Source organism: Streptomyces sp. NPDC002004 (assembly GCF_053593975.1).
Genome location: NZ_JBSFDP010000019.1, coordinates 65,556 through 91,382 on the forward strand (window position 1 = coordinate 65,556; position 25,827 = coordinate 91,382).

General features: G+C 71.3%; 24 protein-coding genes and 1 riboswitch. Of the genes, 10 read left to right on the forward strand and 14 right to left on the reverse strand.

Annotated elements, in window-relative coordinates:
- Window positions 1–3: 3 nt before the first annotated feature.
- Window positions 4–666 carry a response regulator transcription factor gene (locus ACWCP6_RS24780; protein ID WP_450934725.1) on the forward strand — a complete coding sequence of 221 codons (663 nt, stop codon included), beginning with the start codon at window positions 4–6 and terminating at the stop codon, window positions 664–666.
- Entirely contained in the window at window positions 663–2,030 is a 1,368-nt protein-coding gene (locus tag ACWCP6_RS24785) for a sensor histidine kinase (RefSeq protein WP_450934726.1), read from the forward strand. Before ACWCP6_RS24780 ends, ACWCP6_RS24785 begins: the two co-directional genes overlap by 4 nt.
- Here the strand turns inward: ACWCP6_RS24785 and ACWCP6_RS24790 are convergent.
- From ACWCP6_RS24790 to ACWCP6_RS24800, 3 genes are all read right to left on the reverse strand, one after another.
- Entirely contained in the window at window positions 2,011–2,859 is an 849-nt protein-coding gene (locus ACWCP6_RS24790; RefSeq protein ID WP_450934727.1) for a COG4705 family protein, read from the reverse strand. The genes ACWCP6_RS24785 and ACWCP6_RS24790 overlap by 20 nt on opposite strands.
- A gap of 141 nt (window positions 2,860–3,000) precedes the next feature.
- Window positions 3,001–3,651 (reverse strand): DUF4360 domain-containing protein, encoded by a 651-nt coding sequence (locus ACWCP6_RS24795; RefSeq protein WP_450934728.1) that lies wholly within the window; start codon window positions 3,649–3,651, stop codon window positions 3,001–3,003.
- Window positions 3,652–4,408: 757 nt separating this feature from the next.
- Entirely contained in the window at window positions 4,409–6,046 is a 1,638-nt protein-coding gene (locus ACWCP6_RS24800) for an APC family permease (protein WP_450934729.1), read from the reverse strand.
- Between the two features lie 560 nt (window positions 6,047–6,606).
- Here ACWCP6_RS24800 and ACWCP6_RS24805 point away from each other — a divergent pair.
- On the forward strand, window positions 6,607–7,356 hold the full coding sequence (locus tag ACWCP6_RS24805; RefSeq protein WP_450934730.1) for a GNAT family N-acetyltransferase: 750 nt from the start codon (window positions 6,607–6,609) through the stop codon (window positions 7,354–7,356).
- Window positions 7,357–7,507: 151 nt separating this feature from the next.
- Here ACWCP6_RS24805 and ACWCP6_RS24810 read toward each other — a convergent pair whose 3' ends face one another.
- On the reverse strand, window positions 7,508–8,737 hold the full coding sequence (locus ACWCP6_RS24810; protein ID WP_450934731.1) for an MFS transporter: 1,230 nt from the start codon (window positions 8,735–8,737) through the stop codon (window positions 7,508–7,510).
- A gap of 183 nt (window positions 8,738–8,920) precedes the next feature.
- Window positions 8,921–9,793 (reverse strand): LysM peptidoglycan-binding domain-containing protein, encoded by an 873-nt coding sequence (locus ACWCP6_RS24815; protein ID WP_450934732.1) that lies wholly within the window; start codon window positions 9,791–9,793, stop codon window positions 8,921–8,923.
- A gap of 2 nt (window positions 9,794–9,795) precedes the next feature.
- Window positions 9,796–9,960: riboswitch (cyclic di-AMP (ydaO/yuaA leader) on the reverse strand.
- A gap of 516 nt (window positions 9,961–10,476) precedes the next feature.
- Between ACWCP6_RS24815 and ACWCP6_RS24820 the strand changes: the two genes are divergently transcribed.
- Window positions 10,477–11,238 carry an endo alpha-1,4 polygalactosaminidase gene (locus ACWCP6_RS24820; RefSeq protein WP_450934733.1) on the forward strand — a complete coding sequence of 254 codons (762 nt, stop codon included), beginning with the start codon at window positions 10,477–10,479 and terminating at the stop codon, window positions 11,236–11,238.
- A gap of 84 nt (window positions 11,239–11,322) precedes the next feature.
- Here ACWCP6_RS24820 and ACWCP6_RS24825 read toward each other — a convergent pair whose 3' ends face one another.
- The 4 genes from ACWCP6_RS24825 to ACWCP6_RS24840 all read right to left on the reverse strand — a co-directional run bounded on the left by ACWCP6_RS24825 (window position 11,323) and on the right by ACWCP6_RS24840 (window position 14,781).
- Window positions 11,323–11,763 carry an SRPBCC family protein gene (locus ACWCP6_RS24825; RefSeq protein ID WP_450934734.1) on the reverse strand — a complete coding sequence of 147 codons (441 nt, stop codon included), beginning with the start codon at window positions 11,761–11,763 and terminating at the stop codon, window positions 11,323–11,325.
- 86 nt (window positions 11,764–11,849) lie between these two features.
- The gene (locus ACWCP6_RS24830; RefSeq protein ID WP_450934735.1) at window positions 11,850–12,461 is read right to left on the reverse strand and encodes a GOLPH3/VPS74 family protein; all 612 of its coding nucleotides are present in this window, start codon (window positions 12,459–12,461) and stop codon (window positions 11,850–11,852) included.
- A 367-nt stretch (window positions 12,462–12,828) separates the two neighbouring features.
- Window positions 12,829–13,851: an alcohol dehydrogenase gene (locus tag ACWCP6_RS24835; protein ID WP_450934736.1), complete on the reverse strand. Its 1,023-nt coding sequence runs from the start codon at window positions 13,849–13,851 to the stop codon at window positions 12,829–12,831.
- Window positions 13,852–13,980: 129 nt separating this feature from the next.
- Window positions 13,981–14,781: a maleylpyruvate isomerase family mycothiol-dependent enzyme gene (locus ACWCP6_RS24840; protein ID WP_450934737.1), complete on the reverse strand. Its 801-nt coding sequence runs from the start codon at window positions 14,779–14,781 to the stop codon at window positions 13,981–13,983.
- A gap of 294 nt (window positions 14,782–15,075) precedes the next feature.
- Between ACWCP6_RS24840 and ACWCP6_RS24845 the strand changes: the two genes are divergently transcribed.
- Window positions 15,076–16,677 (forward strand): N,N-dimethylformamidase beta subunit family domain-containing protein, encoded by a 1,602-nt coding sequence (locus ACWCP6_RS24845; protein WP_450934738.1) that lies wholly within the window; start codon window positions 15,076–15,078, stop codon window positions 16,675–16,677.
- Window positions 16,678–16,794: 117 nt separating this feature from the next.
- On the opposite strand, the gene ACWCP6_RS24850 is transcribed toward ACWCP6_RS24845, so the two are convergent.
- The 4 genes from ACWCP6_RS24850 to ACWCP6_RS24865 form a co-directional block, all read right to left on the reverse strand.
- On the reverse strand, window positions 16,795–17,682 hold the full coding sequence (locus ACWCP6_RS24850; RefSeq protein ID WP_450934739.1) for a serine hydrolase: 888 nt from the start codon (window positions 17,680–17,682) through the stop codon (window positions 16,795–16,797).
- A 512-nt stretch (window positions 17,683–18,194) separates the two neighbouring features.
- Window positions 18,195–19,154 (reverse strand): arsenic resistance protein, encoded by a 960-nt coding sequence (locus tag ACWCP6_RS24855; protein WP_450934784.1) that lies wholly within the window; start codon window positions 19,152–19,154, stop codon window positions 18,195–18,197.
- 445 nt (window positions 19,155–19,599) lie between these two features.
- Entirely contained in the window at window positions 19,600–20,166 is a 567-nt protein-coding gene (locus ACWCP6_RS24860) for a VanZ family protein (protein ID WP_450934740.1), read from the reverse strand.
- 78 nt (window positions 20,167–20,244) lie between these two features.
- Entirely contained in the window at window positions 20,245–20,664 is a 420-nt protein-coding gene (locus ACWCP6_RS24865) for an ATP-binding protein (protein ID WP_450934741.1), read from the reverse strand.
- Window positions 20,665–20,973: 309 nt separating this feature from the next.
- Between ACWCP6_RS24865 and ACWCP6_RS24870 the strand changes: the two genes are divergently transcribed.
- The 5 genes from ACWCP6_RS24870 to ACWCP6_RS24890 all read left to right on the forward strand — a co-directional run bounded on the left by ACWCP6_RS24870 (window position 20,974) and on the right by ACWCP6_RS24890 (window position 24,795).
- The gene (locus ACWCP6_RS24870; RefSeq protein WP_450934742.1) at window positions 20,974–21,879 is read left to right on the forward strand and encodes an RNA polymerase sigma factor SigF; all 906 of its coding nucleotides are present in this window, start codon (window positions 20,974–20,976) and stop codon (window positions 21,877–21,879) included.
- A 183-nt stretch (window positions 21,880–22,062) separates the two neighbouring features.
- Window positions 22,063–22,557, forward strand: coding sequence for a hypothetical protein (locus ACWCP6_RS24875; protein ID WP_450934743.1), 495 nt, complete (start codon window positions 22,063–22,065; stop codon window positions 22,555–22,557).
- A 116-nt stretch (window positions 22,558–22,673) separates the two neighbouring features.
- Window positions 22,674–23,231: a hypothetical protein gene (locus ACWCP6_RS24880; protein WP_450934744.1), complete on the forward strand. Its 558-nt coding sequence runs from the start codon at window positions 22,674–22,676 to the stop codon at window positions 23,229–23,231.
- Window positions 23,232–23,383: 152 nt separating this feature from the next.
- Window positions 23,384–23,902 (forward strand): hypothetical protein, encoded by a 519-nt coding sequence (locus ACWCP6_RS24885; protein ID WP_450934745.1) that lies wholly within the window; start codon window positions 23,384–23,386, stop codon window positions 23,900–23,902.
- Window positions 23,903–24,123: 221 nt separating this feature from the next.
- Complete coding sequence (locus ACWCP6_RS24890) at window positions 24,124–24,795, forward strand: sigma-70 family RNA polymerase sigma factor (protein WP_450934746.1); 672 nt, start codon at window positions 24,124–24,126, stop codon at window positions 24,793–24,795.
- Here the strand turns inward: ACWCP6_RS24890 and ACWCP6_RS24895 are convergent.
- Window positions 24,732–25,787, reverse strand: a complete 1,056-nt coding sequence (locus ACWCP6_RS24895; RefSeq protein WP_450934747.1) for a MerR family transcriptional regulator — start codon at window positions 25,785–25,787, stop codon at window positions 24,732–24,734. The genes ACWCP6_RS24890 and ACWCP6_RS24895 overlap by 64 nt on opposite strands.
- Window positions 25,788–25,827: the final 40 nt, after the last annotated feature.

Consider the following 25,827-nt stretch of genomic DNA (forward strand, 5'->3'; position numbering starts at 1 on the left):
GCCATGCACCACAAGATCCTCGTGGTCGAGGACGACCACGCCCTGCGCGACGTGCTGCTGCGCGGACTGCGGGACGAGGGCTACGACACCGTGCCGGCGCCGGACGGGGCCAGTGCCCTGCGTCTGGCCGGTGACGGCTTCTCCGCCGCCGTGCTCGACATCGGGCTGCCCGACGCGGACGGGCGTGACGTATGCCAGGCGTTCAGGGCGAACGGCTTCCTCGCTCCGGTCATCTTCCTCACCGCCCATCACCGTCTGACCGACCGGCTGTCCGGATTCTCCGCCGGAGGCGACGACTATCTGCCCAAGCCGTTCCATCTGGCCGAACTCGCCGCACGGCTGCGGGCGGCGATCAAACGCGCCGGCCCCGGCCCCGCGGTGACGGCAGGGGACCTGGCCCTCGACGCCGTGCAGCACACTGTCAGCGTCCACGGCACGCGTGTCGACCTGACCCCGACGGAGTTCCGGCTGTTGGCCGTGCTCATGTCGGCATCCGGGGAGATCGTACGGAGACGGGAACTGGTCCGGGCGGGCTGGCCCGAGGGCGCCCAGGTCAGCGACAACACCCTCGACCAGTACCTGACCAGGCTGCGCCGCAAGCTGCGCGAGGCGGGCAGCCGGCGGACGATCGGCACCGCCCGCGGAGTCGGGCACCGGCTGTCGTGAACCTCCTGCCGAGCCGGCTGGCGCCGCGCACCCTCCGTGGCCGGCTGTCCCTGGTGGCGCTGACCGCCGCGACACTGGTGGTGGTGCTGCTGACGGTGGTGTTCAACACCGTCGTCCGGCAGCACCTGGAGCGTGAGGCGGACAACGAACTGCGTTCGCGCGCGGCCGCCGTCGCCACCACCGTCGACACCAGCGGACCCCGGGTGCGCGTACTGGAGACCTCCAACGACGCACTCCTCGACGCGAACGTGTGGATCTACGCAGGGACGCGGCTGCTCGAGCATCCGTCGTCCGCCCCCGACGCGAGCCCTCTGACCCGGGCCGCCGACGCCCTCGTCGCGCGCGGCAGGCCCCACTGCACGACCGCCACGGGCCACGGCCCGGTCCGGCTGTGCGGGCGGCCGGTGCCCGACCACCGGGGCGCGGCGTTCGTGGTCACCGCGCTGGACCTCGCCCCGTACCGCAGTTCGGCCGACACACTGCTCCTGGGCTCGCTCGCCCTGGACGCCGCGATGCTCGTCTGCACCTACGTCCTGACGCGCCTCGCCGTCCGGCGTGCACTGCATCCGGTGCGCACCATGACCGACCAGGCCACCCGGTGGAGCGCCGTCGCGTCCGAGGCCCGCTTCGGACGCACCGGGCGTCCGGAGGAACTCGCGCGTCTCGGCGCGTCGTTGGACGAGCTCCTGGACCGCATACACGCCGTGCTGCGCCATGAGCAGCAGCTGACCGGGGAGTTGTCGCACGAGCTGCGCACCCCACTCAGCCGGATCATCGCCGAACTGGACTGGTGGCGGGCCCGGCCGCGCTCGGAGGCCGAGACCGTCGCCGGCCATGAGGTGATGGCCGAGGCCGCCCGGTCCATGCGCACCATCTGCGACACACTGCTGGACGACGCGCGCACCAGGACGAGCCCCGTGCCGGGCACGACCGATGTGCTGCCCACCGTGCGTGCGCTGGCCGGAAGGCTGACCGTCCCACCCCATGTGACGGTCCGGATCGGCGCGGGCGACCGCGACGAGCACCTCGAAGCCGGTGTCACACCCGCCCTCCTCGAACGCATCGTCAGCCCGCTTCTCACCAACGCCCTGCGCTACGCCCACGCGGGCGTGACCGTTCGTGCGCACCGCGCACCCGGTGGGGTGACGGTCGGCATCACCGACGACGGCCCGGGTGTACCGGCGGAGTTCGTCGAGCAGCTCTTCCAGCCGGGCCGGCGCGCCGATCCGGACGACGGGCACGAAGGAGCGGGCCTCGGACTGCCGCTGGCGCGACGCCTGGCCCGCTCCGCCGGGGGTGAGGTGTCCTACGACCGCGGGCACGGGCCCGGGGCGAGGTTCGTGGTCACACTGCCTGCCGGCTGACCCGCTCCGGCTCGGTGACGTCCTTGCGGGTCACCGACAGGTACACGACGAGGCCGAGGATGACCGCGAGGAACAGCACGCTGGTCACCACGGTGCCGAGCCCCAGACCGCCGTCACCGGTCGGCTGGGACAGGTAGTCACCCACCGAGGCACCGAGCGGGCGGGTGAGGATGTACGCGATCCAGAAGCTCCACACCGCGTCCAGACCGAGCGCGAAGCGCGCCACCGCGATCGCCGCGATCGCCAGGGCGAACAGGACCGCGGAGACCCAGTACCCCAGGTTCATGCGCTCGGCGACCAGGTCGCCGGCCGCCGTGCCGAGGGCGAAGGTGAACAGGACCGCGAGCCAGTAGAAGGTCTCCCGGCTCGTGGTGTCGATGCTGTGGATGGAGAGGGTCCGCTCCTTGCGGTACCAGACGACGAACACGACCGCGAGGACGATCGCGAACACCGTGGTGCTCGTCTCCAGCGGCACACCCATGTTGTCGGTGAGGTTGTCGCTGATCAGGGTGCCGACGACGCTGATCAGGGCCACCGCGAGCCAGTACACGCCCGGCCGGTAGGCGTCGGTGCGGAACTGGACGACGAGCACCACGGCCAGCAGCACGCTCATCAGGAGCGACACTCCGGTCAGGCCGAGCCCCAGATTCTCGTTGAGCATGTCGGCGGCGGTCTCGCCCACCGTCGTGCACAGCACCTTGATCACCCAGAAGTACACGGTGACTTCGGGCACCTTGTTCCAGCGCAGAGGGTGGCGGCGCGGGGCCTCCGGGGATGTCTGGGCCGGGTGCGTGCGACCCGGCGCGGTCTGAGGGGTCTCGTATGTCATGGGCCCGACGCTGCCATCGGAAGTCTGAACGCATCCTGACCGTCTCGCCCGGCACACCCGCACCGGTCGTCCCGCACGAGCGCCGTGTTTCGCGGGCCCCGCACCGGCGCGGGGCCCGCGAACGCGGGGATCAGGAGCCGGTCAGGAGCTCGGGCACTCCTTCCAGGCCAGGTGGTAGACGGTGCTGATGTCGCCGTCCGTGGAGTCCATGGTCATGAAGCTGGTGCTGCCGGGGGCGGACCTGCCGGCGTTGACGCGGAGCTCGGTGTTGATGTTGAAGTTCCGCTCGACACCGCAGGGCGCCCAGACCAGCTGGGCCCAGTCCGTGTTGTCCGTGGCCTGCCAGTTGTCGTTGTACGGGCCGTTGAAGTTGTGCGAGATCGCGGCCGTGCTGGGCGAGCCCTGGAAGTAGTACGAGGCCTTCTCGGTGCTGCCGGCGCCGGGCTGGAGGGAGGCGAAGCCGCGGTAGTCCGCGCTGGCGATGGCGTAGGTGAAGCCCTGCGGCACGTGCACGATCAGGTTGAGCTGGCAGTTCTTGCGGAACGCGGTGGGGTCGGCGTTGCCGCCCACCTGGGCGAGGTAGTCGCTGTAGGTCACGGTGAACGCGGTGTTGTCCGGGGAGACCGCGACAGCGGTGCTGCCCTGCGGACAACCGGAGCCGTTGACCGTGGCGACCTTGATGACGATCTTGTCCGGCGGCGGGTCGTCGAAACCGGAGGACGGGTCGTGCGCGGGAAGTGCGGTGGCGAACAGTGCGGCGAGCACACCGCCGTACAACAGCCCACCTGCCATGGTTCTCCCATCCGTTGCGTCGGTCTTCCGGCGGCGTGCACAGATGTGTGTGCCGCCGTGAAGTGGGGGGTGCGGCTTCCGCTCGACACGGAGAGCCGTCGCGTACCAGGTGCGTTGGATCGGGTGCAGACATGCGCATGCCAAACCAACCGGCACACCTCTCCATGACTGTGAAGGAGTGGTGAAGGCCGGGTGGCATGACGCATCGTAGGGATCCGGACCGAGGGTGGACAGAGCCAACTCCAGCCATTCGCCACCCACCCGTCTCCGCCACTGCGGGCGCGGGCGGGAGCCGCCGCACCCCCATGGATCACGGCGCACCGGAACGCGGCACGGGCGGGCGCGACAGGACCGGAGATCCGTCCGGAGGGGATCCCTGCGGGTGAGCGGGGGCAGCCCCGCCCCGAAGGGGGGATGTGGGGCGAGGCTGCGGCGCGCCACGTAAGGCCGGTCCACACCTCGGGGGAATGGGTGCGTGACCAGGGCCATGGGTCACGACGGCGGGCCACGCAGGACATTACCGAAGGTAAGTTTACTCTTCAACTCTCACCGTTTCCGGCGTCCCCACCGCGGTGCGCGGCCGGGGGCCGGGGGCCGCACCTCGGCCCGTCATACAGATGGGCCCGGCCGGTGGCCGGGCCCATCTGTCGTCCGAGGTTCACCTCCCCGCGAGCGTCGTCAGCAACGACGGCTCGCATCTGGAGGGCTGCTCACGGCCGAGGTCATCGCGTCCTGACCGGCAGGATGCGGTGGTTTCTCAGTGACCGCCCTCGTCCACGACCGTCACTTCCTCGATGTTCTGGTTGATCGCGGCGGCCGGAAGGGCGCTGGAACGTGCCCAGAAGTAGATGCCCAGGGCGAACGCGCTGACCAGGGCCATGTCGATCCAGAGGGGAATGTGGCCCTGTCCGCCGAAGCCGCCCTGCCAGGCGATGATGCCCATGCCGATCAGGTACACGGGAAGCCACTGGGCGGCCTTCCAGTCCAGTCGCGGCGCGTTGGGCAGCTGCTTCTTCGTCGCGTACCAGGCGTAGCTGCCGAGCAGGACGTACCCGATCACGATCGCCCAGCCGAGCCGCTGGAGGGTGGTCCAGCCGGACCAGTAGATGATCAGGCTCGCCACCACGAAGGAGAGCGGCGAGAGCACGCCGGCGGCGGGCAGACGGTACGGCCGCTCGTGCTCGGGCAGGCGGTTGCGGAACACCCCGAACGCCAGCGGCGCACCGGCGTACATCAGCACGCTCGCCGAGGTGATGAACGAGACCAGCTCCTGCCAGCTCGGGAAGGGCAGGAAGCAGACCACGCCGGTCACGAACGAGATGATCAGGCCGAACCACGGCACGCCGCGGGCGTCGGTCTTCTCGAACAGCCTCGGGGCGTAGCCGTTCTTGCTCAGCCCGTAGGAGATGCGCGAGGTGGAGGTGGTGTAGATCAGGCCGGTGCCACCCGGGGACACGATCGCGTCCGCGTACAGGACCCAGCCCAGCCAGCCCAGACCGATCACGGTGGCGAGGCCGGCCCAGGGGCCGCTGATGCCCGCGTAGTCCAGCTTGGCCCACCCGTGGGCGAAGGACGCCAGCGGAAGCGCACCGATGTAGACGACCTGGAGCAGGGTGTAGATGATCGCACCGATCAGGACCGACCCGATCGTCGCGCGCGGCAGGTCACGCTTGGGGTTGCGGCTCTCGCCCGCGAGCTGGATCGCCTGCTCGAAGCCGAGCAGCGCGAAGATGATGCCGCTGGTGCTGATGGCGCTGAGCACGCCCTTGGCGCCGAAGGGCGCGAAACCCTGGGCCGTGAAGTTGTGCGGGTGGAAGTTGGTCGCCGCGATGACGAAGATCGCCCCGAGGGGTACGGCGATCTTCCACCAGGTGGCGGCGCTGTTGGTGTGCGCCAGCACCTTCACTCCGAGGAAGTTCACCGCGACGAACACCGCCATGAGGAACACGGCGACGATGAAGCCGGACGTCGTGAGGGTGCCGTTCGCGTGGAGGAACCCCTGGGCCCACTTCCAGTGACCGGCGTATCCGATCATGGCTTCGACCTCGATGGGGGCCACGGTCGCCGCCTGCAGCCAGGAGAACCAGCCGAAGGACATGCCCGCGAGGCCGCCGAAGGCGTAGTGCGGGTAGCGCGCCGTGCCGCCGGACACCGGGAAGAGGCCACCCAGCTCGGCGTGTACCAGTGCGAGGAGGACGATGGCGACCGCGCCGATGATCCAGGAGATCATTGCGGCCGGGCCTGCCACCACGACGGCCTTCTGGGCTCCGTACAGCCATCCGGATCCGATGATGGAACCGACGGAGGCCCACATCAGGCCTATCAGCCCCACGTCCCTGCGGAGGGATCCGGATCCGGATGCCTTCGGGGGTGCGAGCTCGTCAACGCTTACCATAGGGGGCCTTTCAAGGCGCGGCTTGCTGAAAAGTCGCATCAGGCTAAGGAGAATGGGGAGTTACAACAAAGGTTCGTGACTGAATAGTTGCATTCCTTTAGACTTTCATTGCCAAATCTGCGGCCTGCGGACCAAAATGTCGACCGGCCGTTCCAGTCCGGTGACCCAATGTCACGATCCAGCGGCCCGTCGATCCCGTGCGGCCTCATCGATCCCCCGGTGTGAGGCACGGCCGGATCCCCTCGTCGCCCGGGGCCGCCACGGCAGGGCCGCCCGACGAGCACGTTTCCCCCTACACCTATGTGGCGCGCGCCTGCGGAGGCGCCGGAGGGGGCGTCGGCCAGGGGTCCGGCGCGGCACCGATTCCGACTACGGAGAGTTGCGGTTACCGGACGGTTCGCGGGGTGCCCGGACCTTGATCCCGTGTCATCCGACCTTCCGAATTCCTTTACCTTCCCGTTCTTCACTGAAGGGCGCATAGGACGCATGCTGGACCACCGCCATCGCACAGGAACGCCGGTGGCAGGCACCATTCCGCTGTTCGAAGGACCGAAGGCCCTGTGCCCGCACCCCTCGTTCTCACCGGCCGCACCGCGCGGCTGGAGCCGCTCACCACGCACCATGCCGAGGCCCTGGCCGAGGCCGGCGCCGAGGACCGTACGACCTACGCTTTCACCCCCGTCCCCCACGGGCTGGAGGCGGCCCACAGCTATATCGACCATGCCCTCGCCGAACAGGCGGCGGGCCGGATCCTGCCCTTCGCGGTGATCAACGCCGCGGACGGGCGGGTGGTGGGCTCCACCCGCTTCCTGGAACTCGACTACTGGCAGGGCCCGATGGTCTGGCCCTCCGTACCGGGTGTCCCGTACGGCGATCCGGTCACCGCGGTGCCCGATGCCGCCGAGATCGGCAACACCTGGCTCGCCCCCCGCGCCCAGGGCACCGGCATCAACACCGAGGCGAAGCTGCTGATGCTGCGTCATGCCTTCGAGGCCTGGGGCGTCCGCAGAATCTCGTTCCGCGCGGACGCCCGCAATCTGCGGTCACGCGCGGCCATCGAGCGGCTCGGCGCCACCTGCGAGGGCATCCGCCGGGCCCACTCGCGCGGTCTCGACGGCGCCGTCCGCAGCACCGCGTTCTACTCGATCCTGGACGAGGAGTGGCCCGCCGTCCGCGACATCATCGAGTTGCGCATCGCCGCCACCGTGTCGCCCGCCGTGCTGGACCCGGCTCGGGGCAACCCCTGTCCCGCGCAGGCCGACGTGCGTACGGGGCACGCCGCGGTAGGCGGTCGGCTCATCCGGGCGTAGCCGGCCCGGTGCTCCCCGTCGGCCGAGGGCTTGCCCGACACCACTGCGCGGGGAGGGAGCCCGCCCCGAGCCCGCTCGGGCGAGCCGGCGGGCGCCCCGCCCGACGATCCGGACGCCGCGCGGAGCCGAGGGAGCCGGGGCTCTGCCGGGTTCACGCACCGGTCTCCTGGACGACGGGTGTGCGGGCGCGGAGCACGAACGGCCGGGAGACGACGGTGAGCGTCACCGACACGGCGGCGACGAGGGCGATCGCGCTGCCCGGGTCGAGCTGCTGGGCGAGACCGCCGGCGATGGCGGCGCCGATGCCCTGCCAGGTCATCCGTCCCGCGGACTCCACGCCTTGGACCTGTCCGCGTGCCGAGTCGGGTGTCAGCTCCAGGAGCTGCTCCTGCAGGGGCAGGGTGGCGGCGAATCCTGCACTGGCGGCGGACACCGCGACCGCTCCTGCCCACAGGGGCGGGTGGAACGCGAACAGCAGGTAGGGAGCGGCGAGCAGCAGTCGCAGGCCGAACGCGCAGCGACGGCGTCGGGCGGCGGTGAGGAGCCGGCCGACGGTAAGGTCCCCGAGCAGCATGCCCGCCGATCCCGCGGCCAGGAAGGTTCCGGCCTGCTCGGGGTCGTAGGAGATGAACAGGGCCTCGCAGCCGACCACCAGACCGTTCGGGACCCACAGGTTCAGCAGCAGGGCACGCCGGCCGGCGTGCGAGAAGAGCTCGGTGTTCGTGGCCCAGGTCCGGCGCAGTCCCGGGCGGCGGGTGAGCCGGATCGAGTGTTCCCGGACGGTGGTCGCCACCACGGCCGAACCCAGGCCGGTCAGGGCTGCCGCGACGAGGAAGATCCCGTGCGGGTCGAGGTGGCGTTGCAGCACTGCGCCGACGGCGTAGCCGAGGATCGCCGTGCCGCCGGAGGTGATGTTCATCAGTGAGCGTGCCGACGCGTACGCGGAGGCGGGGACCACCTCGGTGAGCAGCCCCATCCGGGTGCCCGTCCCGAGGGACTGGAAGAAGCCCAGGCCCAGCAGCAGCCCGAACCGGGCGACGAGGGGCAGGCCCGGGACGGCCTGGGCGGCCGTGCCGAGCAGGGAGGCGAACTGGAGCACGACGAGGGTACGGCGAGGTCGGCGTCCGTCGGCGACCGACATCAGCGTCAACGCGCCGAGCACCGTCGCGAAGGTGGCGCCGTACATGCTCACCGCGGTAAGGAACGGCGAGTGGGTCCGGTGGTCGACAAGGGTTCCGAGGGCGAACCCCGACAGGGTGTTCGCGGCGACGGTCAGGGTGAAGCCGGCGTACAGTCCGGCGAATTCGCGGATGCTGAGGAGGGTGCTGTAGCCGGTGTTGGTGGCAGCGGGCTCGGTGGTGTCATGGCTGTCGGAAGGCATGAAAAAAGCCTCCGGGCGCATGAGATGAGTGCGCACGAAGGCCGACGAGCCCCATTTTAGCAGCCGTTGGGGGCCGCTCGCCGCAGGACGGTGATCTCCACCCTCTGCGCGGCGAGCGGCCCCTTCCCGGTTTCCCCGTCGTGCCGGCCGGGACCGCGTCACCGGCCGTCGGCACGGAACCGCTCAGTAGGCGCCGTTGACGTTGTCGATCGAGCCGTAGCGGGCGGCGGCGTAGTTGCACGCGGCCGTGATGTTGGCGACCGGGTCGAAGGGGTCCATCGACGTCCCCGGGACGTGGTAGGCCGTGAAGGTCGAGTCGATGACCTGGAGGAGGCCCTTCGAGGGGTGGCCGGCCGCCGCGTTGGAGTCCCAGTTGTTGATGGCGCGCGGGTTGCCGGAGGACTCACGCATGATGTTGCGGTGGATACCGTCGTACGACCCGGGGATGCCGTGCTTCGCCATGATGTCGAGCGACTCGCGGATCCATCCGTCCAGGTTGTTCGCGTACGTCTTCGCCGCCGCAGGAGACGCCTTGGGGGTCACCTTGGGGGTCACCTTGGGAGCCGCCTTGGGGGCGGTCCTGGGGGTCACCTTGGGAGCAGCCTTGGGTGCCGTCCTGGGGGCGGCGGCCTTGGGGAGCACCGTGCTGCGCCGGGAGCGGTCGGCGCGCAGGTCCGAAGCCGCCGCCCGGACCTGGCGGTTGACGGTGAGCTTGAGACCGGGGTGGATGAGTGACGGGTTGTCACCGACCGCGCTCCGGTTGTCGCGGTAGAGCCGCGGCCAGCCGCCCTTCAGCGCATACTTGCCGGCGATCTTGGAAAGGGAGTCGCCGGTGACCACGGAGTACCGCATGGGCACCATCTGGACGGCCCGCGGGAGTGCGGGTCTCTCGACCTTGACCGAAGGCGCGACGGCGGGTGCCGCCTTCGGCACCGCACTCGCGGTGGTCGCGGCGATCACGGGCAGGGCAACTGCCGCCCCGCCGGCGCCGACGGCCATGAATCCACGGCTCATTCGGGAGTTCTTCGGGCGGCGGTGTTTGCCTTTTCCGGCCATGGCACAGTCCTCTCCTATGCCTGCGAGGTCAGCTGTCGGATTCGGGCTGGAGTCGCCCGGCCGTGCCGGTGGGCACGGCTTCACCCCGAGCCGGCCCGTGGATCCGGGTCGGCGGCAAACCGTGGGTTCCCCGCTCCTGCCGTACGCGAATGGTGCTGGTTCGGAATTTCCGGGAAGCGGCAGGATTCGGCGTTCCACCCGGAATGAGCGAACCGTAAGCGACACCCTTCGAACGGAACAAGGCCCGAATTCACACGAGAAAAGGGACAGGCTCGTACATGCCGGTGAAAGGCATGAGATCAACGACTGCTCCGCCCCCAACTCGCCCGCCACGGAGCGGAACTGGCGGCGGACATGTCGACCACCCGGACATGCACACGTGACGCATGTCACCGCATTTCCGGGCAACCGATGCAGCAAAAACCCGTCTCAGCTCCGGACAAATACCGGAGACAAGTACCGGAAGTTTCATAAATCCTGAAATGCAAATAAACAATGACAAGCAATGTTATATCCGTTTTGCCCACTTCTGGCGGCGGAGGTTCGACGTCGTGGTGCGTGTGTCCGCTGTCCGTCTCCGCGGGTCCCGGCGCCCGGGGACGCGCGCTTCGGCTCCGGGCGCGTCGGCTGCCCGGCGCCTCGCGCGGCGCCACCGGGCCGCGTCCCTGACGGTTTTGGCCGGTGTGGCCACGGCCGCACTCGCCGGCTGCACCCATCCCGTCGAGGGCACCCGGGCGGTGCGCCTGCCCCCGGTCCACAGGGACTTCGACTACCAGATCGGCGGTGCCTACCCCCCGTCGCCGGGCGTCGCGATCGTCGGTCGCGACCACACGGACTCACCGGCGCGCGGGCGGTACAACATCTGCTACGTGAATGCCTTCCAGGCGCAGCCGGACGCACAGGACCGGTGGCCGGCCGAGCTACTGCTGCGCGACACCGAGGGCCGGCCGGTCATCGACCGGGACTGGAACGAGGCCCTGCTGGACATCGGGACGGCTGCCAAGCGCGAGCGCATCGCCGCCCGGGTCGACCGCTGGATCGACAGCTGTGCGGACAAGGGGTTCGACGCGGTCGAACCCGACAACTACGACAGCTACAGCCGTTCCCACGGTCTGCTGACCGCGAACGACGCAAAGGCGTTCATCACGCGGATCGCCGCCCACGCGCATACGCGGGGCCTGGCCGTGGCCCAGAAGAACACCGCGGAACTCGCGGCCGCCAGGTCAAGGACACACGTCGACTTCGCCGTGGTCGAAGAATGCGCCGAATACGGCGAATGCGCCACCTACGCATCCGCATTCGACGACCACGTCCTCGTCGTCGAGTACACCGACGGCGGTCTGCGCAAGGCGTGTTCCGCTTTCGGAAAGCGGTTGAGCATCGTGCGCAGGGACAGGGATGTGACCACTCCGAAGAGCAGTCACCATGTCCGCAGGACGTGTTGAGCGGTTCTCTCCGGCACGGTGCCCCGCATGCGCCATGACTTGCCTCGTTCCGCCGGGCGTTGGCGTGCTCCTCGGAGAGCCGTGCTAGTCGGAGAGCAGGGCGTCGACGAGCCGGCCGAACACCAACCGGGCTACCCGGGCCGTCGGTACGTCGAACGCCCGGGACAGCTTCCACACCCGCACCTGCTCCCGCCACACCACCCGGGACCGGTCCCCGCCGTCGAGCGGGGACACCTCGATCTCGGCCCAGCCGGTGACGACGGAGCCGCGCTTCTCCAGACGGCAGAATCCGGGGCGAGCGCCGGTCGGCGGCTCCCAGCGCACGACCTCCATGGGGTCGTCGAACCCGGCACGTCCGACGCCGGTCCGCACCACGACCACCGTGCCCGCCCGCGTCGGCCCTGCCGGTACGACGGTGACCGAGCTCAGGGGTACGTGGGCGCCGTGGCGCCTCCAGTCCGTCAGCCGTCGCCATGCCTCGTCGACGGGAAGCGCAGGCCTGCGCTCGACTCGGATGACAGCCACAACGGCATCGTAGGCGGCGGGCGCCGGGCGCTCCCCTCGACGCGGCTGTGCGCGTGCAGGACGCCGGCACCGCCGATGCCTTGTCGTCACTGGTCGGGGCCGCGCCAGATGTTCTCGAAGGCCGCGTCCTCGATGGCTTTCCGCTGGCGCACGGAGTCCAGTTCGACCACTGCCTCATCGACGGCGGCCAGCACCGTCGCCACCGCGTCATCGGCGACCTCCGGTGCGTCCGGGGTGCGGTTGCCGCGGACCCCCACGGCCTCCGCAAGGAGGCCGAGGACGGGCTCGCCCGCAGTCCAGCGCTCCGCCGCCTCGCGGCGGGCCGGCGAATCGACGAGCACCGCCTGGCCGGCCCCGGAGAGAAACCCGTGCCGGCGTTCCCGGGCGAGCTGCCCCTCTGCCTCGAGGGCGGCCGCGTAGGTGGCGGTCAGATCGCGGCCGCGGCGCCACAACCAGTCGCCCACCGTCTCGTACGGGGGTTCCCGCAACAGGGCGTCGGCCGCCTCGTCCAGCACGCGATCGGCCAGGGTCGGCCGGTAACCGGGCACGATCCGGTCGCCGTCCAGCGTGACGGCCCGGGCCTCCAGGAGATCGGCCATCTCGGCTCCCGCCAGCGCGAGCGCGAGGTTGCCCCGCTCCACGGGGCGACTGGACTCCATGTCCAGGGCGACGATGAACAGGTCCCGCGCTGTGGTCATGAAGGGCTCCACGTCCGATGCACCCGCAGCGAGGGGTCGCTGCGCCGGTCCGGCGGTCGGTGACGCCGGGAGGCGAGGCCGCCCGCCACGACCGGCGGCCGGCACGATTCCCGGACGGATGTCACCGACCCGTACGAGCTTACGGAGCGAAGGCTTCGGCTGCATCCGGTGACGGTGGGGCGGTGGGACCGTGCCCGCCGACCGTACGAGAGCCGGCCGCTTCGCCGTGCACCGGCGCCTCCGGGCGGCTGCGCCCAGCGCGCGGACACGCACGTCCGTCCCCGGACGCTCCGCCGCACCGCCGCACCGCCGCACCGCCGCACCGCCGCACCGCCGCACCGCCGCACCGCCGCACCGGAGCGTTGGGTCAGCCGGTGGTGAGCACCATCCGGAAGCGTGCGGCACCCTCCATCATCTTCCGGTACGCCGCGTCGGCCTGGTCCAGCGGCACGACCTCGATCATCGGGCGGATCCCGTGGAGGGCACTGAACGCCATGGTGTCCTGGATGTCCTGCGCGGTACCGGACGGGTGGCCGCGGATGACGGTGCCGCCCATGAGGAGCTGGGTCGGGCTGATCCCCAGGGGTTCGGCGGCCGCGCCGATGACCACCAGCTCGCCCCGGTGGGAGAGCCCGTCCACGGTCGCCGCGATCGCAGCCGAGTTGGACGCCGTGGCCAGGACGGCGTTCGCCCCGCCGAGGGACTGCAGCGCCTCCGCGACCGGAGTGTCCGCCGTGCTGTCGACGTAGTGGTGCGCGCCCAGTTGCTTGGCGAAGTCGGCCTTGGCCGCACCGCGGGCGATGGCCACGGTCTCGAAGCCCATGGCGACGGCGTACTGCACTCCCAGGTGACCGAGGCCACCGATGCCCAGCACGGCGACCAGGTCGCCCGGACGGGCGGAGCTGCTGCGCAGCCCGTTGAACGTGGTCACACCGGCGCAGGCCAGGGGAGCCGCATCATTCGCCGCCAGCGCTTCGGGAATCCGTGCCAGGGCCTGGGCCGGCGCGATCACCGATTGCGCGTATCCGCCGTCGTAGGCCCAGCCCGGGACCTTCAGGTTCGGGCAGACGACGAAGTCTCCCTGCCTGCAGGCCTTGCAGTAGCCGCAGCTGCCGCCGAACCAGCCCACGGCGACCCGGTCGCCGACCCGCCAGTCGCCCCGGACGCCGTCGCCGAGCTCCTCGATACGCCCGGCGATCTCGTGCCCCGGTACCAGCGGAAAGCCGACCCCGGGCAACAGCGCGTCGACGAAGAGGGAGTCGCTGTGGCAGATCCCGCACGCCTCCACGGCGATCCGCACCTCAGCGGTTCCCGGTCGCGCCACCTCACGTTCGACGACCTCGAAGGAGCCGCCCGCACCGGCGACCTGCGCGGCCCGATAGACGCTCATCAGCTCTCTCCCGTCATCGACCCGAAGAATCTCCCCCTCACCCAGCAGACCAGCTCGGGCACGATCACGCGCGCCGGACGCCCTCGTCGCGGTCGCTCGGCACGGCGTCCCCTGCCGCACCGGCCCGGCTCACCTGCCGCCGCCTCCGTCGGCCCGGCCCCAGCCGGGAGCGGGCGGCAGCGGCCACGCCGGCGGGACCGGCAGCGCCCCGGGGTGTCCCCCGACCGTGAGCCCGTCGATGGAGAGCCGGCCGCTCAACCAGCCGAGCAGGAGGTGTCCCGGGGCGGCGAGGGCGGGGCCGGCCGGCGAGACCTCCCATCGCCGGCCGAGATCGGTCGCCTTCACCACGCCGACCGGGAACCCCTCAGCCTTCAGCGCTGCCAGTGTCGTGTCGAGCCCCCAGACGACGTAGGGGGCCGGCCACCGATCGGTGCCGTATCCGATGCGCAAGTCGACGTGGTGGGTCTCCAGTTCGCGCAGACAGCGCCGGAGGGTGAACCAGGCAGGGTGGCGCCAGCCGGGCAGAGCCGTGACCAGGCGGCCCCAGGCCTCGGCGGGCATCGCCCCTGCCTCCGCGGCGAACCTCGCCAGGCGGCGGCGCACTTCGGAGACGAGCTCGGCTGCGGGGAGCGCGGCCATGGGGTCGACGGCCCCGGTCGGCGGTGCGGTGTCCGTCCTCGGACCGGGTTCGGCGCCCTCGCGCGCCAGGCGCAGCAGCCGCACATAGGCGTCGGCGCTCCGCGCGAGGTGTGCGAGCACCTGACCGCGCGTCCAGCGTGCGAGTCCCGACGGCGCCCGTACGTCGATGTCGCTCAACTCGGCTGCGGCTCGGGTGAGCCGGGCACTCGACCCGACCACATCCTCGATCAGGCCGCTGACGCCGCCCGTGTGGTCGACGGTGCCGCCCTCGTCCGCCATGACCTCGGCCATGTGCCCCTCCCCGTATCGACATGTCTTCCCCGGGTGGAGCGGCATCGGCCGTACGGTCCCGCCATCGCCCGGTGGCCCGTTGCCGCACCCGTCGGGTGCGCGCCACGAAACCCTATGCGGAGACCGGCGGCACGGGCCCGGCCGGGCGTGCGGAGCACGGTCACCGCAGGTACCGGGTGGCCGTCGCGTCCGGACGGGCCAGTCCCGGTCGCCCCGCCGCCCGCGCCGCCGTGAGGATCACTCCGACGGCATGCCGCGCACGCGACGTGCGTCGGCGCGTACGGGAGCGAGGCGATGGACGGCGACAGGGAGTGCGGCGCGGACCCGCGCGACGACGCCCCGGAAGGCGTGGAAGGTCGCGCCGTGCAGGGCGTCATGCACCGCAGGGCCTTCCTCCGCGCGGCAGGAGCCGCGAGCGTCGGCGTGGCGGCGGGCTGCGGCTTCCCGCCGCTCGACCGGAGGGCCCGGCCCACTCCGTCGAGCGCCGACCCGGAACGCGACCGGCCGGGCAACGCCGGCTGGCGGCTGGCCTCGAAGGGCCCGCCCGATGCGATCCAGGGCTACTGCGACGCGGTCAGCGTGCTGCCCGGGGAGGGGTTCGGGCTGTACGTCTCCACCACGTCCCCCGGCTTCCGCGTCTCGGCCTATCGGATCGGCTGGTACGGCGGCACGCAGGCCCGTCTGGTCTGGCACTCGGACCGGCTCGCCGGTCACGTGCAGAAGCCCCCTGCCTTCCTCGCCGCCACCCGTACGGTACGGGCGGACTGGGAGCGCAGCGTCGCCGTGCGCACCGACGGCTGGCCCGAAGGCGGCTACCTGCTGCGGCTCGACGCGGAGAACGGCCCGCAGCGCTATGTGCCGCTGGTCGTCCGCTCGGCGGACGTGAAGGGCCGGACGGTCCTGATGCACGCGCCGGCGACCTGGCAGGCGTACAACCGGTGGGGCGGATACAGCCTTTACGAAGGAAAGGACGGCGCGTACGCGTCGCGGTCGCTCGCCGTGAGCTTCGACCGTCCGTACGAGGGCGACGGCGCGGAGAAGTTCCTGGTGTACGAGCGTGCGCTGGTGGTCCTGGCGGAGCGGCTGGGCATTCCGCTGGCGTACACGACCGGGCTGGACGTGCACGGTGACCCGGCCGCGCTGCTCGGCGCCACCGCCCTGGTGTCGCTGGGCCACGACGAGTACTGGACCCAGGAGCAGCGCGAGCATGTCACGCGGGCGCGTGACGCCGGAACCAATCTGGCCTTCCTCGGCGCCAACACGTGTTTCCGCCGGGTCCGGATCCAGCAGCCGCCCGCGGACACCGGCCGTGCGGTGGTCTGTTACAAGACCGACTACCGCGACGACCCGTGCTACCCCGGCCGGCCCGCCCTCGTGACCACCGACTTCAGGCGGGGGCCGGCGCCGGAAGCGGAGTCCTCTCTGACGGGGGTGCTGTACGAGGGCTATCCCACCGACGCGCCGTACGTCGTCACCCGGCCCGGGCACTGGCTGTTCGCCGGCACGGGGGTACGGGAGGGCGACGGCTTCGCCCATCTGGTCGGTGTCGAGTACGACCGGGTCACGCCCGGTGACCCCACTCCGGCGCCCCTCGAGATCGTCGCCCACTCACCGCTGGTGTGCGGCGGCCGGCCCAGCCACTCCGACTCCGCCTACTACACGGCGCCCGGCGGTGCGGGTGTCTTCGCCTCCGGCACCATGCGCTGGGTCGAGGCACTCATGGCCGGCACCGCCGACAACGGCCGCGACCACGGTATGGACGCCCGCACGGCGGCCTTCGTCACGCGCACCACGGAGAACCTCCTCCGCGCCTTCGCCGCGGGACCCGCCGCGCACCATCTGCCGCCCCCGCAGGACAACGTCCGCACGGTGTACGCCGGGGCGGCCACGGGCTAGAGGTCCTGGACGACTGCGCGACGGGTGACCGGGTGGGTGACCAGTCGGGTGACCGGGTCCTCTGCCCGGGTCGGGTCCCCCTCGACGTCCTCCGGGCGGACCGCCGGAGGAGGTCCGTCAGGAGGCGCCGTGCTGGTTCACGTCCCGGTTGACGGCGCGGGCAGCGCGTTCGATGGTCGTGACGCCTTCGTCCATCGTGCGGTTGCCGTGGGAGAGCACGACCAGCCCGTAGTCGCGTCCTGCGCCGGTGAAGGCGCCGACGCTGTGCACGCGCCAGCCGTTGTCCTCCAGGGGCAGCCAGCCGTTCTTGACGTGCACGGTGACCTCGGCCGGTGCCCCGGCGGGTGCGCCCCAGCGCTGTTCGGGGACGACCCGGTTCATCAGGCGGAGCGCGTAGGCACGGGCTCGCGGTGTGAGGACGGAGTTGTCCGATGTGAGCAGTCGGATCAGCTTCAGCTGGTCGGCGGCGGTGATCCGGGTGCGCCCCCAGTGGCCCGACGGGCCCGGGACGGTGTCCCGCATGCCCGCCAGGGTCAGGAAGTGACGGATGCCGCCTTCTCCGACCTGGTGCCACAGGGCGTTGGTCGCGGCGTTGTCCGACTTGGTGATCATGTCGGTGGCCTGCTGCGCCTCGCGCGAGGTCAGGTGACGGTGCTCCTCGGCGACCTTGCGCAGCAACGCGCCCAGGACGGTGACCTTGACCACGCTCGCCGAGTCGAAGGCGGCGCCCGCGCGGAAGGTGCACGAGGTCGCCGTGGGCCGGTCGTACAGGGCGAGCGCGACGGCGCCGTGGCGGCCGTGGAGGGCGTCGGCGATGTCCTTGGACAGCCGGTCCGCCATCCCGGGGCGCTTCGAGGTGCAGGTCACCGGGGAGCCCCCGACGGTCGCTGTGCCCGTGGTCGCCCGGGCCGGGGCGGCCGTCGCGAGCGCCGCGAGCGCCGTCCCGGCGGCCAGGACCGTGGCCAGTCCGCGCCGCGTGCGGCGGGATATGTGTGTTGCCAGCATGAAGGTCTTCGTCCTGCTCTGTGTCGGCGGTCACATGGGCAGCCCGCGCGCGACCGGTGCGGCATCCGTGCGATGCCGGGGCCGGCGGGGTCCGGCCGTCGAATCGCGGCCGGAGCGGGCGCGAGTCCGAGGGCCGGTGAGTCACAACGACGGGCAGGGGTGCGGAACGAGCCGTCGCCGTGCGCATCGGCGCAACGGCTCGGGGCACTCCAGCCCGAATGCCGGCGACCATACCGGGAATCGAACGAGAGAAGGGCGAAGAAAATATGCGTATGTCCGAAATGGGGCTTCTTTGGGTGTGTGACATTCATCGACCCACTCGTCACCCCGGTCCATACCTCGGGGCGCCGCCCCTCACCACGTTCGTGACGACCACGCCGCGGGCAGCCTCACTGCGGATGACACCCCGTCCGGTCGCCGGACCCCTTTGACCGTCGGCTCCGGTATCGACCAGGGCCGCGGGTGGCCGCGGAACGGCTCGGATGCTCCGGCGGGCCGGCGCGGATGCAGCCTCACTCCCCCCTCGCGCCGGCGGGGGCCCGCATCAGACGGGGCACCACACGGACGTATACGACCATGCCGAGGATCTCGACGAGGGTCTGGGCGACCACGACGACCGCCGCTACGGCCAGGGCGTCCGGCAGGGCCAGGGCGAGGGGCAGGACGACGAGGGAGTTACGGGTCGCGCCGGTGAAGACGATCGCCCGCCCGGCTCCGGTGTCCAGGCGGAACAGACGGGCCACGGCCTTCCCGGCGAACGCCATCAGCAGCAGGAACAGGACGTAGAAGGGGATGACGGCGACGACGTCGGTGAGGCCGTCGCCGAGCCCGGGGATCTGGGAGGCGACCACGATCAGCAGGGTGGCGGCCATCAGCGGCACCATCATGCCGCTTGCCGCATCGGAGACCTTCCGCCCCGCCGGGCGGCGCGCGGCCCATGCCTGCAGGGCCCAGGCGAGCACGAGCGGAATGACGACCAGGAAGACGAACGCCTCGAGGAACGGGGCGACCTCGACGACGCCGGTCAGGTCGGAGCCCATGAACAGGTACAGGAACAGCGGCAGCAGCATCATCTGCGCGACCAGGAGGAGCGGGGTGGCGGCCAGCAGGCGGTGGCTGGAGCCGCCGGCCAGGCCGGTGAAGACGATCACGTAGTCCACGCACGGGCAGAGCAGCACCAGCAGCACCCCGACCCGCACGGCCCGGTCGGCGGGCAGGAAGGTGAACATCGCCGCGACGACCAGCGGCACCACCACGAAGTTCACCGTCAAGGCCGCGGAGAGGAACCGGCCGTCGCGCAGCGAGCGGACCAGTTCGGCGGCCGGCACCTGGAGGAAGGTGACGAACAGCAGGGCGCCGAGAACGGGGTTGATGGCGTCCTCCAGGACGGGGCCGGCGGCCGGTGCGAACCCGCCGAGCAGACCGCCCGCGGCCATCGCCGCCAGGTAGATCGCGACCTGGTGATCCTCCATGCGCTCGACCAGGACCTGTGATCCCCGCTGCGACACGCTGACCGCTCCCTCGTTCCCGTACCTGCTGCCCCGCGGCAGCCGCTCGCCCACGTTCGCAGGTCACGCCGGCGAACGGGAACACCGGCAGCGCCCTGCCTGGGTACGGCGGCGCACTGTCCTTCGGCGCGGGTCCGAGGGTTGGGCAGGTGGAGGAGGCCGTGCGGGTGCTTCGAACGGCTCGGCCGGCATCCCGGCGGCGCTTCGGCAGGCACACGCTCAGCAGTTGGGGGTCGGGGGGCAGGGCCGGGCATCGGGATGACGTCGCAGAACGGGCGGCATCCCGGCCTGCCACGCGTGGGCGGCGCCCCCTGGACCGGACCCCCCGCGGTGAGCGGGGCCGGTCGGTCGGCGCGGCATGACGACGCCCGGGTCCGTTCGCCGGGCCCGGGCGCCGGGTCGATCGTCGTCATGCGCCGCCGGGCGCGGTCTGCCCTCGGGTGAAGCGGTGCCACCAGTGCCGGCGCCGCGGGTGCACGGCACGGCCGAGCCGCCGTCCGAGCAGCAGGTAGGCAAGCAGTGCGCCCGTGCTGTTGAGGATGACGTCGTCGATGTCGAAGGCCCGTCCGGTGATCAGGGCGCCCTGGACCAGTTCGACCAGCAGCATCACCAGCGCCGTGGTCAGGACGACCCGCAGGGTCCCACGGGCACGGGGGGCCAGTACCGGCAGAACCAGGCCGAACGGCATGCCCAGCAGGATGTTCCCCCCGACCTGTTCGACGGCGACCCGGAAGGCCGGCTGGTCGAGGTACCCGCGAATGGAGTCGCCGGGCCGCAGGTTCGAGTGCGTCAACGGCGCCGAGGCAGCCGAGGGCTCCAGCGTCAACCGGGCCAGTACCACGCCGAACAGGACCATGCCCACGAAGGCCACCGCCGTGATCACGACCCTGGCCCACGGCGACACCCGTGACGCGCTCGCGCCCGGCCGGTCACGGGAGTTCCGTCGAGCCTTGTCCCTCAGAACCGTCCAGGCCATCGCACGCCTCCAGGTCGCATTTTGTGTGTTGTCGGCGCCGTCGCCGGGCCGCGTCGCGGCTCACCGGCGCGCTCCGCGTCAGGAAACCGCGTACGGCACCACGGCATGCACCGTCTTCCCGGTCGCCCGGGTCGACACCTTCACGAACGACGCCAGCCGGCACACCAGCGGCCAGCCGAAGCCGCCACCGCCGGAGTAGTCGGGCTCACGTGCCCGGGGTGGGGACGGATCGCCGTCGGAGACGGCGATCTCGACGCCGTCCCCCAGGTCCGCCAGTTCCATCAGGCAGTGACGGCTCATGGCGTGCCGCACCACGTTCGTCACCAGCTCCGCAACGACGAGCTCCACCACGTCCGCCGCCTCGGCCGGCGCCTGCGGTGCGTTGTGGTCCAGAAATCCCCTCGCCATGCGCCGCGCATGTGCGGCGGCGTCGGGACGGGTTCCGAACTCACCGCTGGCGACGGCGGCGGTCGTGTCACGCCTCTCTGCAGTCGTCATCGCGACTCGCCTCCCTCCGCGCCTCGTGTTCTGCCGGATTCGGTTCGCCCGGTGAGGTGGAAAGTGAAGTACCGGGCGGCTTTCGCTCCTTGTGCCCTGACCCCCGCCGCGGTATGTATCCCGCCTCGCTTCCGCCGGCCGGGGGGCTCCGTCCGGCGCGTCACGACGGTCCGCCAGTCGGGCAATGAGTTTCCATCCGACAATTGACGCTGAGGTTCTGTGCATGACCGTGTGTAAGGGGGGTACGCGCACGGCAGCCGCAAGCCGCGGTGCGTATGTCCGTGACCGGACCGAGAAGGGGAGAGTGGCATGTCGACTGTGACGGCGGCGAAGGTGGCAGTCCGAGTTCGGAGGAGCGAGGCGCAAACGGTGGGCCACGTCAACGACCGCCCGGAGCACCGGACGGACGAACTGCCCCTGGTCGAAGACCCGCGTTCGGTCGAGCCCAAGGACGCCCGGGTGCTGTCCCGCCAGTTCTTCGTCCGTCTGGCGGAGCTCGAGGAGGGCACCCACGCGTACCAGTACGCGCGCAACACCCTCATCGAGATGAACCTCTCCCTGGTGCGCTACGCGGCCTCCCGTTTCCGCGGCCGCGGCAGCGAGATGGAGGACATCATCCAGGTCGGCACGATCGGCCTGATCAAGGCGATCGACCGGTTCGAGCTGTCCCGCGAGGTCGAGTTCACCTCCTTCGCGGTCCCGTACATCGTCGGTGAGATCAAGCGCTTCTTCCGGGACACCTGCTGGGCCGTCCACGTGCCCCGGCGCCTCCAGGAGGCGCGTGTCGAACTCGCCAAGGCCACCGAGGAGTTGAGCACGCGCCTGGGGCGGCTGCCCACCGTCGCGGAGCTGTCCGCGCTGATGAGCCTGTCCGAGGAGGAAGTGATCGAGGCCCGCAAGGCGGCCAACGGCTACAACTCGTCCTCGCTCGACGCCACTCTCACCGGTGAGGCCGGCCACGAGGCGGAGGCCGTCCTGGCGGACTTCGTCGGGCAGGAGGAACCCCGCCTGGAACTCGTGGAGAACCTGCACTCCCTCGCCCCGCTGATCGAGCAGCTCGACGAGCGCGACCGCACGCTGCTGCACCTGCGCTTCGTCGAAGAGGCGACCCAGGCGCAGATCGGCGAGCAGCTGGGCATTTCGCAGATGCACGTGTCGCGACTGCTCAAGCGCCTCATCGACCGGCTGCGGGCGGGGCTGCTGACCAACGCCTGAAGCCGGCCGGCCCGGACCGCCGCCCGCCGACAAGGTGCCCGACTCACCGGATTCCCGGCCCGCGCGCCGGGAATCCGGCCGAGTGGGTGGGTGACGAGTGTCGATCCGCCGGGGCCGCCGCGGGGGCGTGGGACGCTCGCTGCACGCCTGCCGTGTGCGCGCGTGTCCCGTCCAGGAGGCCCGATGGATGTCAGCACGTTCTACGCCCTCTTCTCGGCCACCTGCTTCACTCTGGTCGGCCTCTGGTGGAACGTGGTACAGGGTCACACCGACTGGCTGAGCGAACCGCGTCTGCGACGGACCGTCGGCGGTATCTATCTCTCCTTTCTGCTTCCCGCGGTGATGGGGTTGTTCGCACAGGTCGGCGGTGTCGGAACCACCGGGGTGTGGCGCGCCAGCTTCATCGTGATCGCCGTGATCGGATGCGCGTCGACCCTCCGCCTGCTCAGCCGCGGCCGCCGCGACGACACCTCGCCGGCCCTGATGCGGCCCCGCCTGCTGGCCGCCGTGCTGTACGCCCTCATCGCGGTCATGGGGGCGGTGCCCGAGCTGGCCGAGGTCACCGGCCTCCGGGCGATCCAGGTCGAGGCGATCCTGCTGATTCTGCTGGTCGTCGTGGGGCACGGCCTCGTCTGGCGGTTCATGGCGGGCGAAGGCCGGCCCGCCGACGCCGATTGAGCGCGGGCGCAGACCTCGGAACGGCCGCGACCCCTACGGATGTCGGATTTGTGCTGTTTCAACCTCCAAGCGCTGGGAACCCGCCGGGCACAGCAGTCATGTGAGGAGATCGGCTCATGTCAACAGGGACAATTCTGGCCATTGTGATAGCCGTGGTGGTGGTCCTGGCCGCCATTGCCGTGGTGACGGCCCTGGTCGTACGCCGCAGGCGGCTGCGTGAGCGCTTCGGTCCGGAGTACGAGCACGCGGTGGAGAACGCCGACAGCCGTAGCGCAGGCGAGCGCGAGCTCAAGGCTCGGGAGAAGCGGCATGAATCGCTCGACATCAAGCCGCTGGACACCGGTGTCCGGGACCGCTATTCGAGGGACTGGAGCAGCGTGCAGTCGGAGTTCGTGGACCATCCGGAGGACGCCGTTCATGACGCGGACCGCCTGGTGACCTCCCTGATGCAGGAGCGCGGCTATCCCACCGAGAACTTCGAGCAGCGGCTCAAGGATCTGTCCGTGGAACACGGCCGGACGCTCGAGCACTACCGCGATGCCCACGAGGTGGAGGCGCTGAGTACCCGTCACCAGGCCTCGACCGAGGACCTGCGGGGTGCCATGGTCCATTACCGGGCCCTGTTCGACGAGCTGCTCTCCGACGGCGGCCGTCCTCATCACGCCCCGGCCTGACCGGCTCACGGAGCACGCCCCGGCCGGACCGGTTCGCCATGCACGTCACGGCCGGGAGCGGTTCACGATGCACGACGCGGGCCCGCGGATCGCCTGTACGCATCCCTTCACCATCCGGGCCCGCGAGAGGCAGGGGGGATGGAGGAGACGACATGGAACGCGACAACCCGACGCACCGCGCTCGCCTTTCCACCGACGAGTTCGCCCGCACCCCCGAGGAACGCAAGGGCGAGGCTTCGGACGGGAACGGCTCAGCTCCCACCCCTCCCGGTGCACCCGCCCCAGCGGCCGGCGAACCCACGCGCTCCGGCGCTCGGGGTACTGCCGCCCGGCGTACGGAGGAACCTCCCGGCGATCCCGCTCCGCACACGTCACCGCATGCGGACGCGGAGGACGAGGAGAGCCAACGGCTCCTCACGCCGGACGACGAGGACGGGTTCCGTGCACGCTGGCGGGAGATCCAGAACCGGTTCGTGGACGATCCGCCCCAGGCAGTGGATGCCGCGGACGGGCTGGTCGCCGATGTCATGCAACGGCTGGCGGAGACGTTCGCCGACCACAAGCACGGACTGGAAGAACAGTGGAAGCGCGGCGAGCAGGCGGACACGGAGGAGCTGCGTCTCGCACTGCGCCACTACCGGTCCTTCTTCAACCGATTGCTCGTCACCTGACGGTCGGCCGCATCCATGCAGGGCCATCCGGCCGACACGCATCAATCCGATGCACAAGCGACGCAAGTGGCGTCGCACGATCTCCCGGACCAGTCTGGAGGAACGGTGTCGTGCAGCGCCATTGAGCACGGGCTCCGGCACGACATCCGCCACGACCGGGTCCCGCGGACCGGCGCCCGGGCGGGTGCACGCATTCCCGGCGCGAGGAGCTGGATCGGATCATGGTGTGTGTCGGTTCACGGCCGTCCGGGCCATCGAACGCGGCTGCCGGGCGGTTCCCCTCCGCGCCGGCCGCTCCGGCGGCCGGCGCGGAGGAATCGGGGCGGGTCGCTCCCGATGACGGTTCCGAGGAACGACTCGCAGCCGGCTTCGTCGCGGGTGACGAGAGCTGCCTGGAAGCGGTTCACCACCGCTGTGCCTCCCTCGTCCACGCCCTGGCAAGGAGGGCTCTGGGCGACGGCTGGGAGGCCGAGGACGTGACCCAGCAGGTCTTCATCGCCGCGTGGCGGGGCCGGCACGGGTACCGGCCCGGCCGCGGCGGGCTCACCGGCTGGCTCGTCGGCATCACCCGCCACAAGATCGCCGACGCCCTCGCGGCACGCACCCGCCGGTCCGAACTGTTCGCCGCGGCGTGCGCGGAGTACACGGCGTCGCTCACCGCACGGTCCCCCGACGGGCCCGAGGACGCGCTGGACCGGCTGCTGCTCCAGGGCGAGCTCGCGAGGCTGCCCGCCGCGCAGCAACGCGTGCTGCGGCTCGCGTTCTACGGTGCCCTCACCCAGACCCAGATCGCCGAGCGCACGGGGCTGCCTCTGGGCACCGTCAAGAGTCACACGCGTCGCGGCCTGTGCTCGCTTCGCCGCTCCGTTCCGGTCGAGCTCGCCCCTTCGTGACCCGGGGCGGGGACGACCAGCGCGGCGACCGTGTCCAGCGCGGAGCGCAGATCGTGCGGGCGTGCCGTCCCGGGGATGTGGGGCGTTCCGGCCCACCCCGGGCCCGCGAGCAGGAGTGCCGGACGGATCCTGGCACCCCGCGGTCCCCAGGCGATTCCCGCGATGAACGGGATCAGGGCGCGATCCGCGGTCGACCTCGACTGGGCCCACAGCACGACGGCCGAAGGGCCGACCCTGCGCACCGCCTCGTACAGGGCCTCGGCGGGCAGTGCGGGGCCGAACATCCGGACGGGGACGCCGTGTTCCCCCAGGGCGGCTGTCAGCGCCTCGACGGGGAGGCTGTGCTGTTCGCCGGGGACGCAGGCGAGCAGTGCGGGCGGGGTGTCCCCCGAGGGGCCGACGGGGCGTACACGGCGCAGCGCCGAGGAGACATGCCAGGAGAGCAGGTGTTCGACCTCGACGTAGCGCTCGCCCGATGTCGCCCACTTGCGTCCGACGGCATGCAGGACGGGTGCGACGACCTCCTGCCACGCGGTGACGAGCCCGTGTGCGTCCAGCGTCTCGTCGAGCAGGGCTTCGACGGCCGGTGCGTCGAGGCGCTCCGCCGCGCGGGCCAGGCCGCGGCGCGCGTCCCCGAGCGGCAGCGTCGTGCGGTGGCCGGGTGACGGGGGGCCGTCGGGTCCGGGAGCCGGGGGTGGGCCCCCCGGCCGGGGCTCCTGCTCGTGCAGGACTGCGCGGGCGGCCTCCCCAGGTGGCACGCCCCGCGCGGTGAGCCGGCACATCCGCTCCAGCCGGGCGATGTCCTCGGCCGTCCAGCGACGGTGTCTGCCGTCCTCGCGGCTCGCGGGGCCGATCGCATAGCGGCGTTCCCATGAGCGGAGGGTGGTGGGCGCGACCCCGAGTCTGCGGGCGACGACGCCCGTGCTGACGGGAGCCGTCCCCGAGGCCTCCGCCGGCGCCTCGACGGGCCTGTCCGGCTTCACGTGCGCCATGGTACGACGCGAAATCGATGCGGCATGCACAAAAACCCGT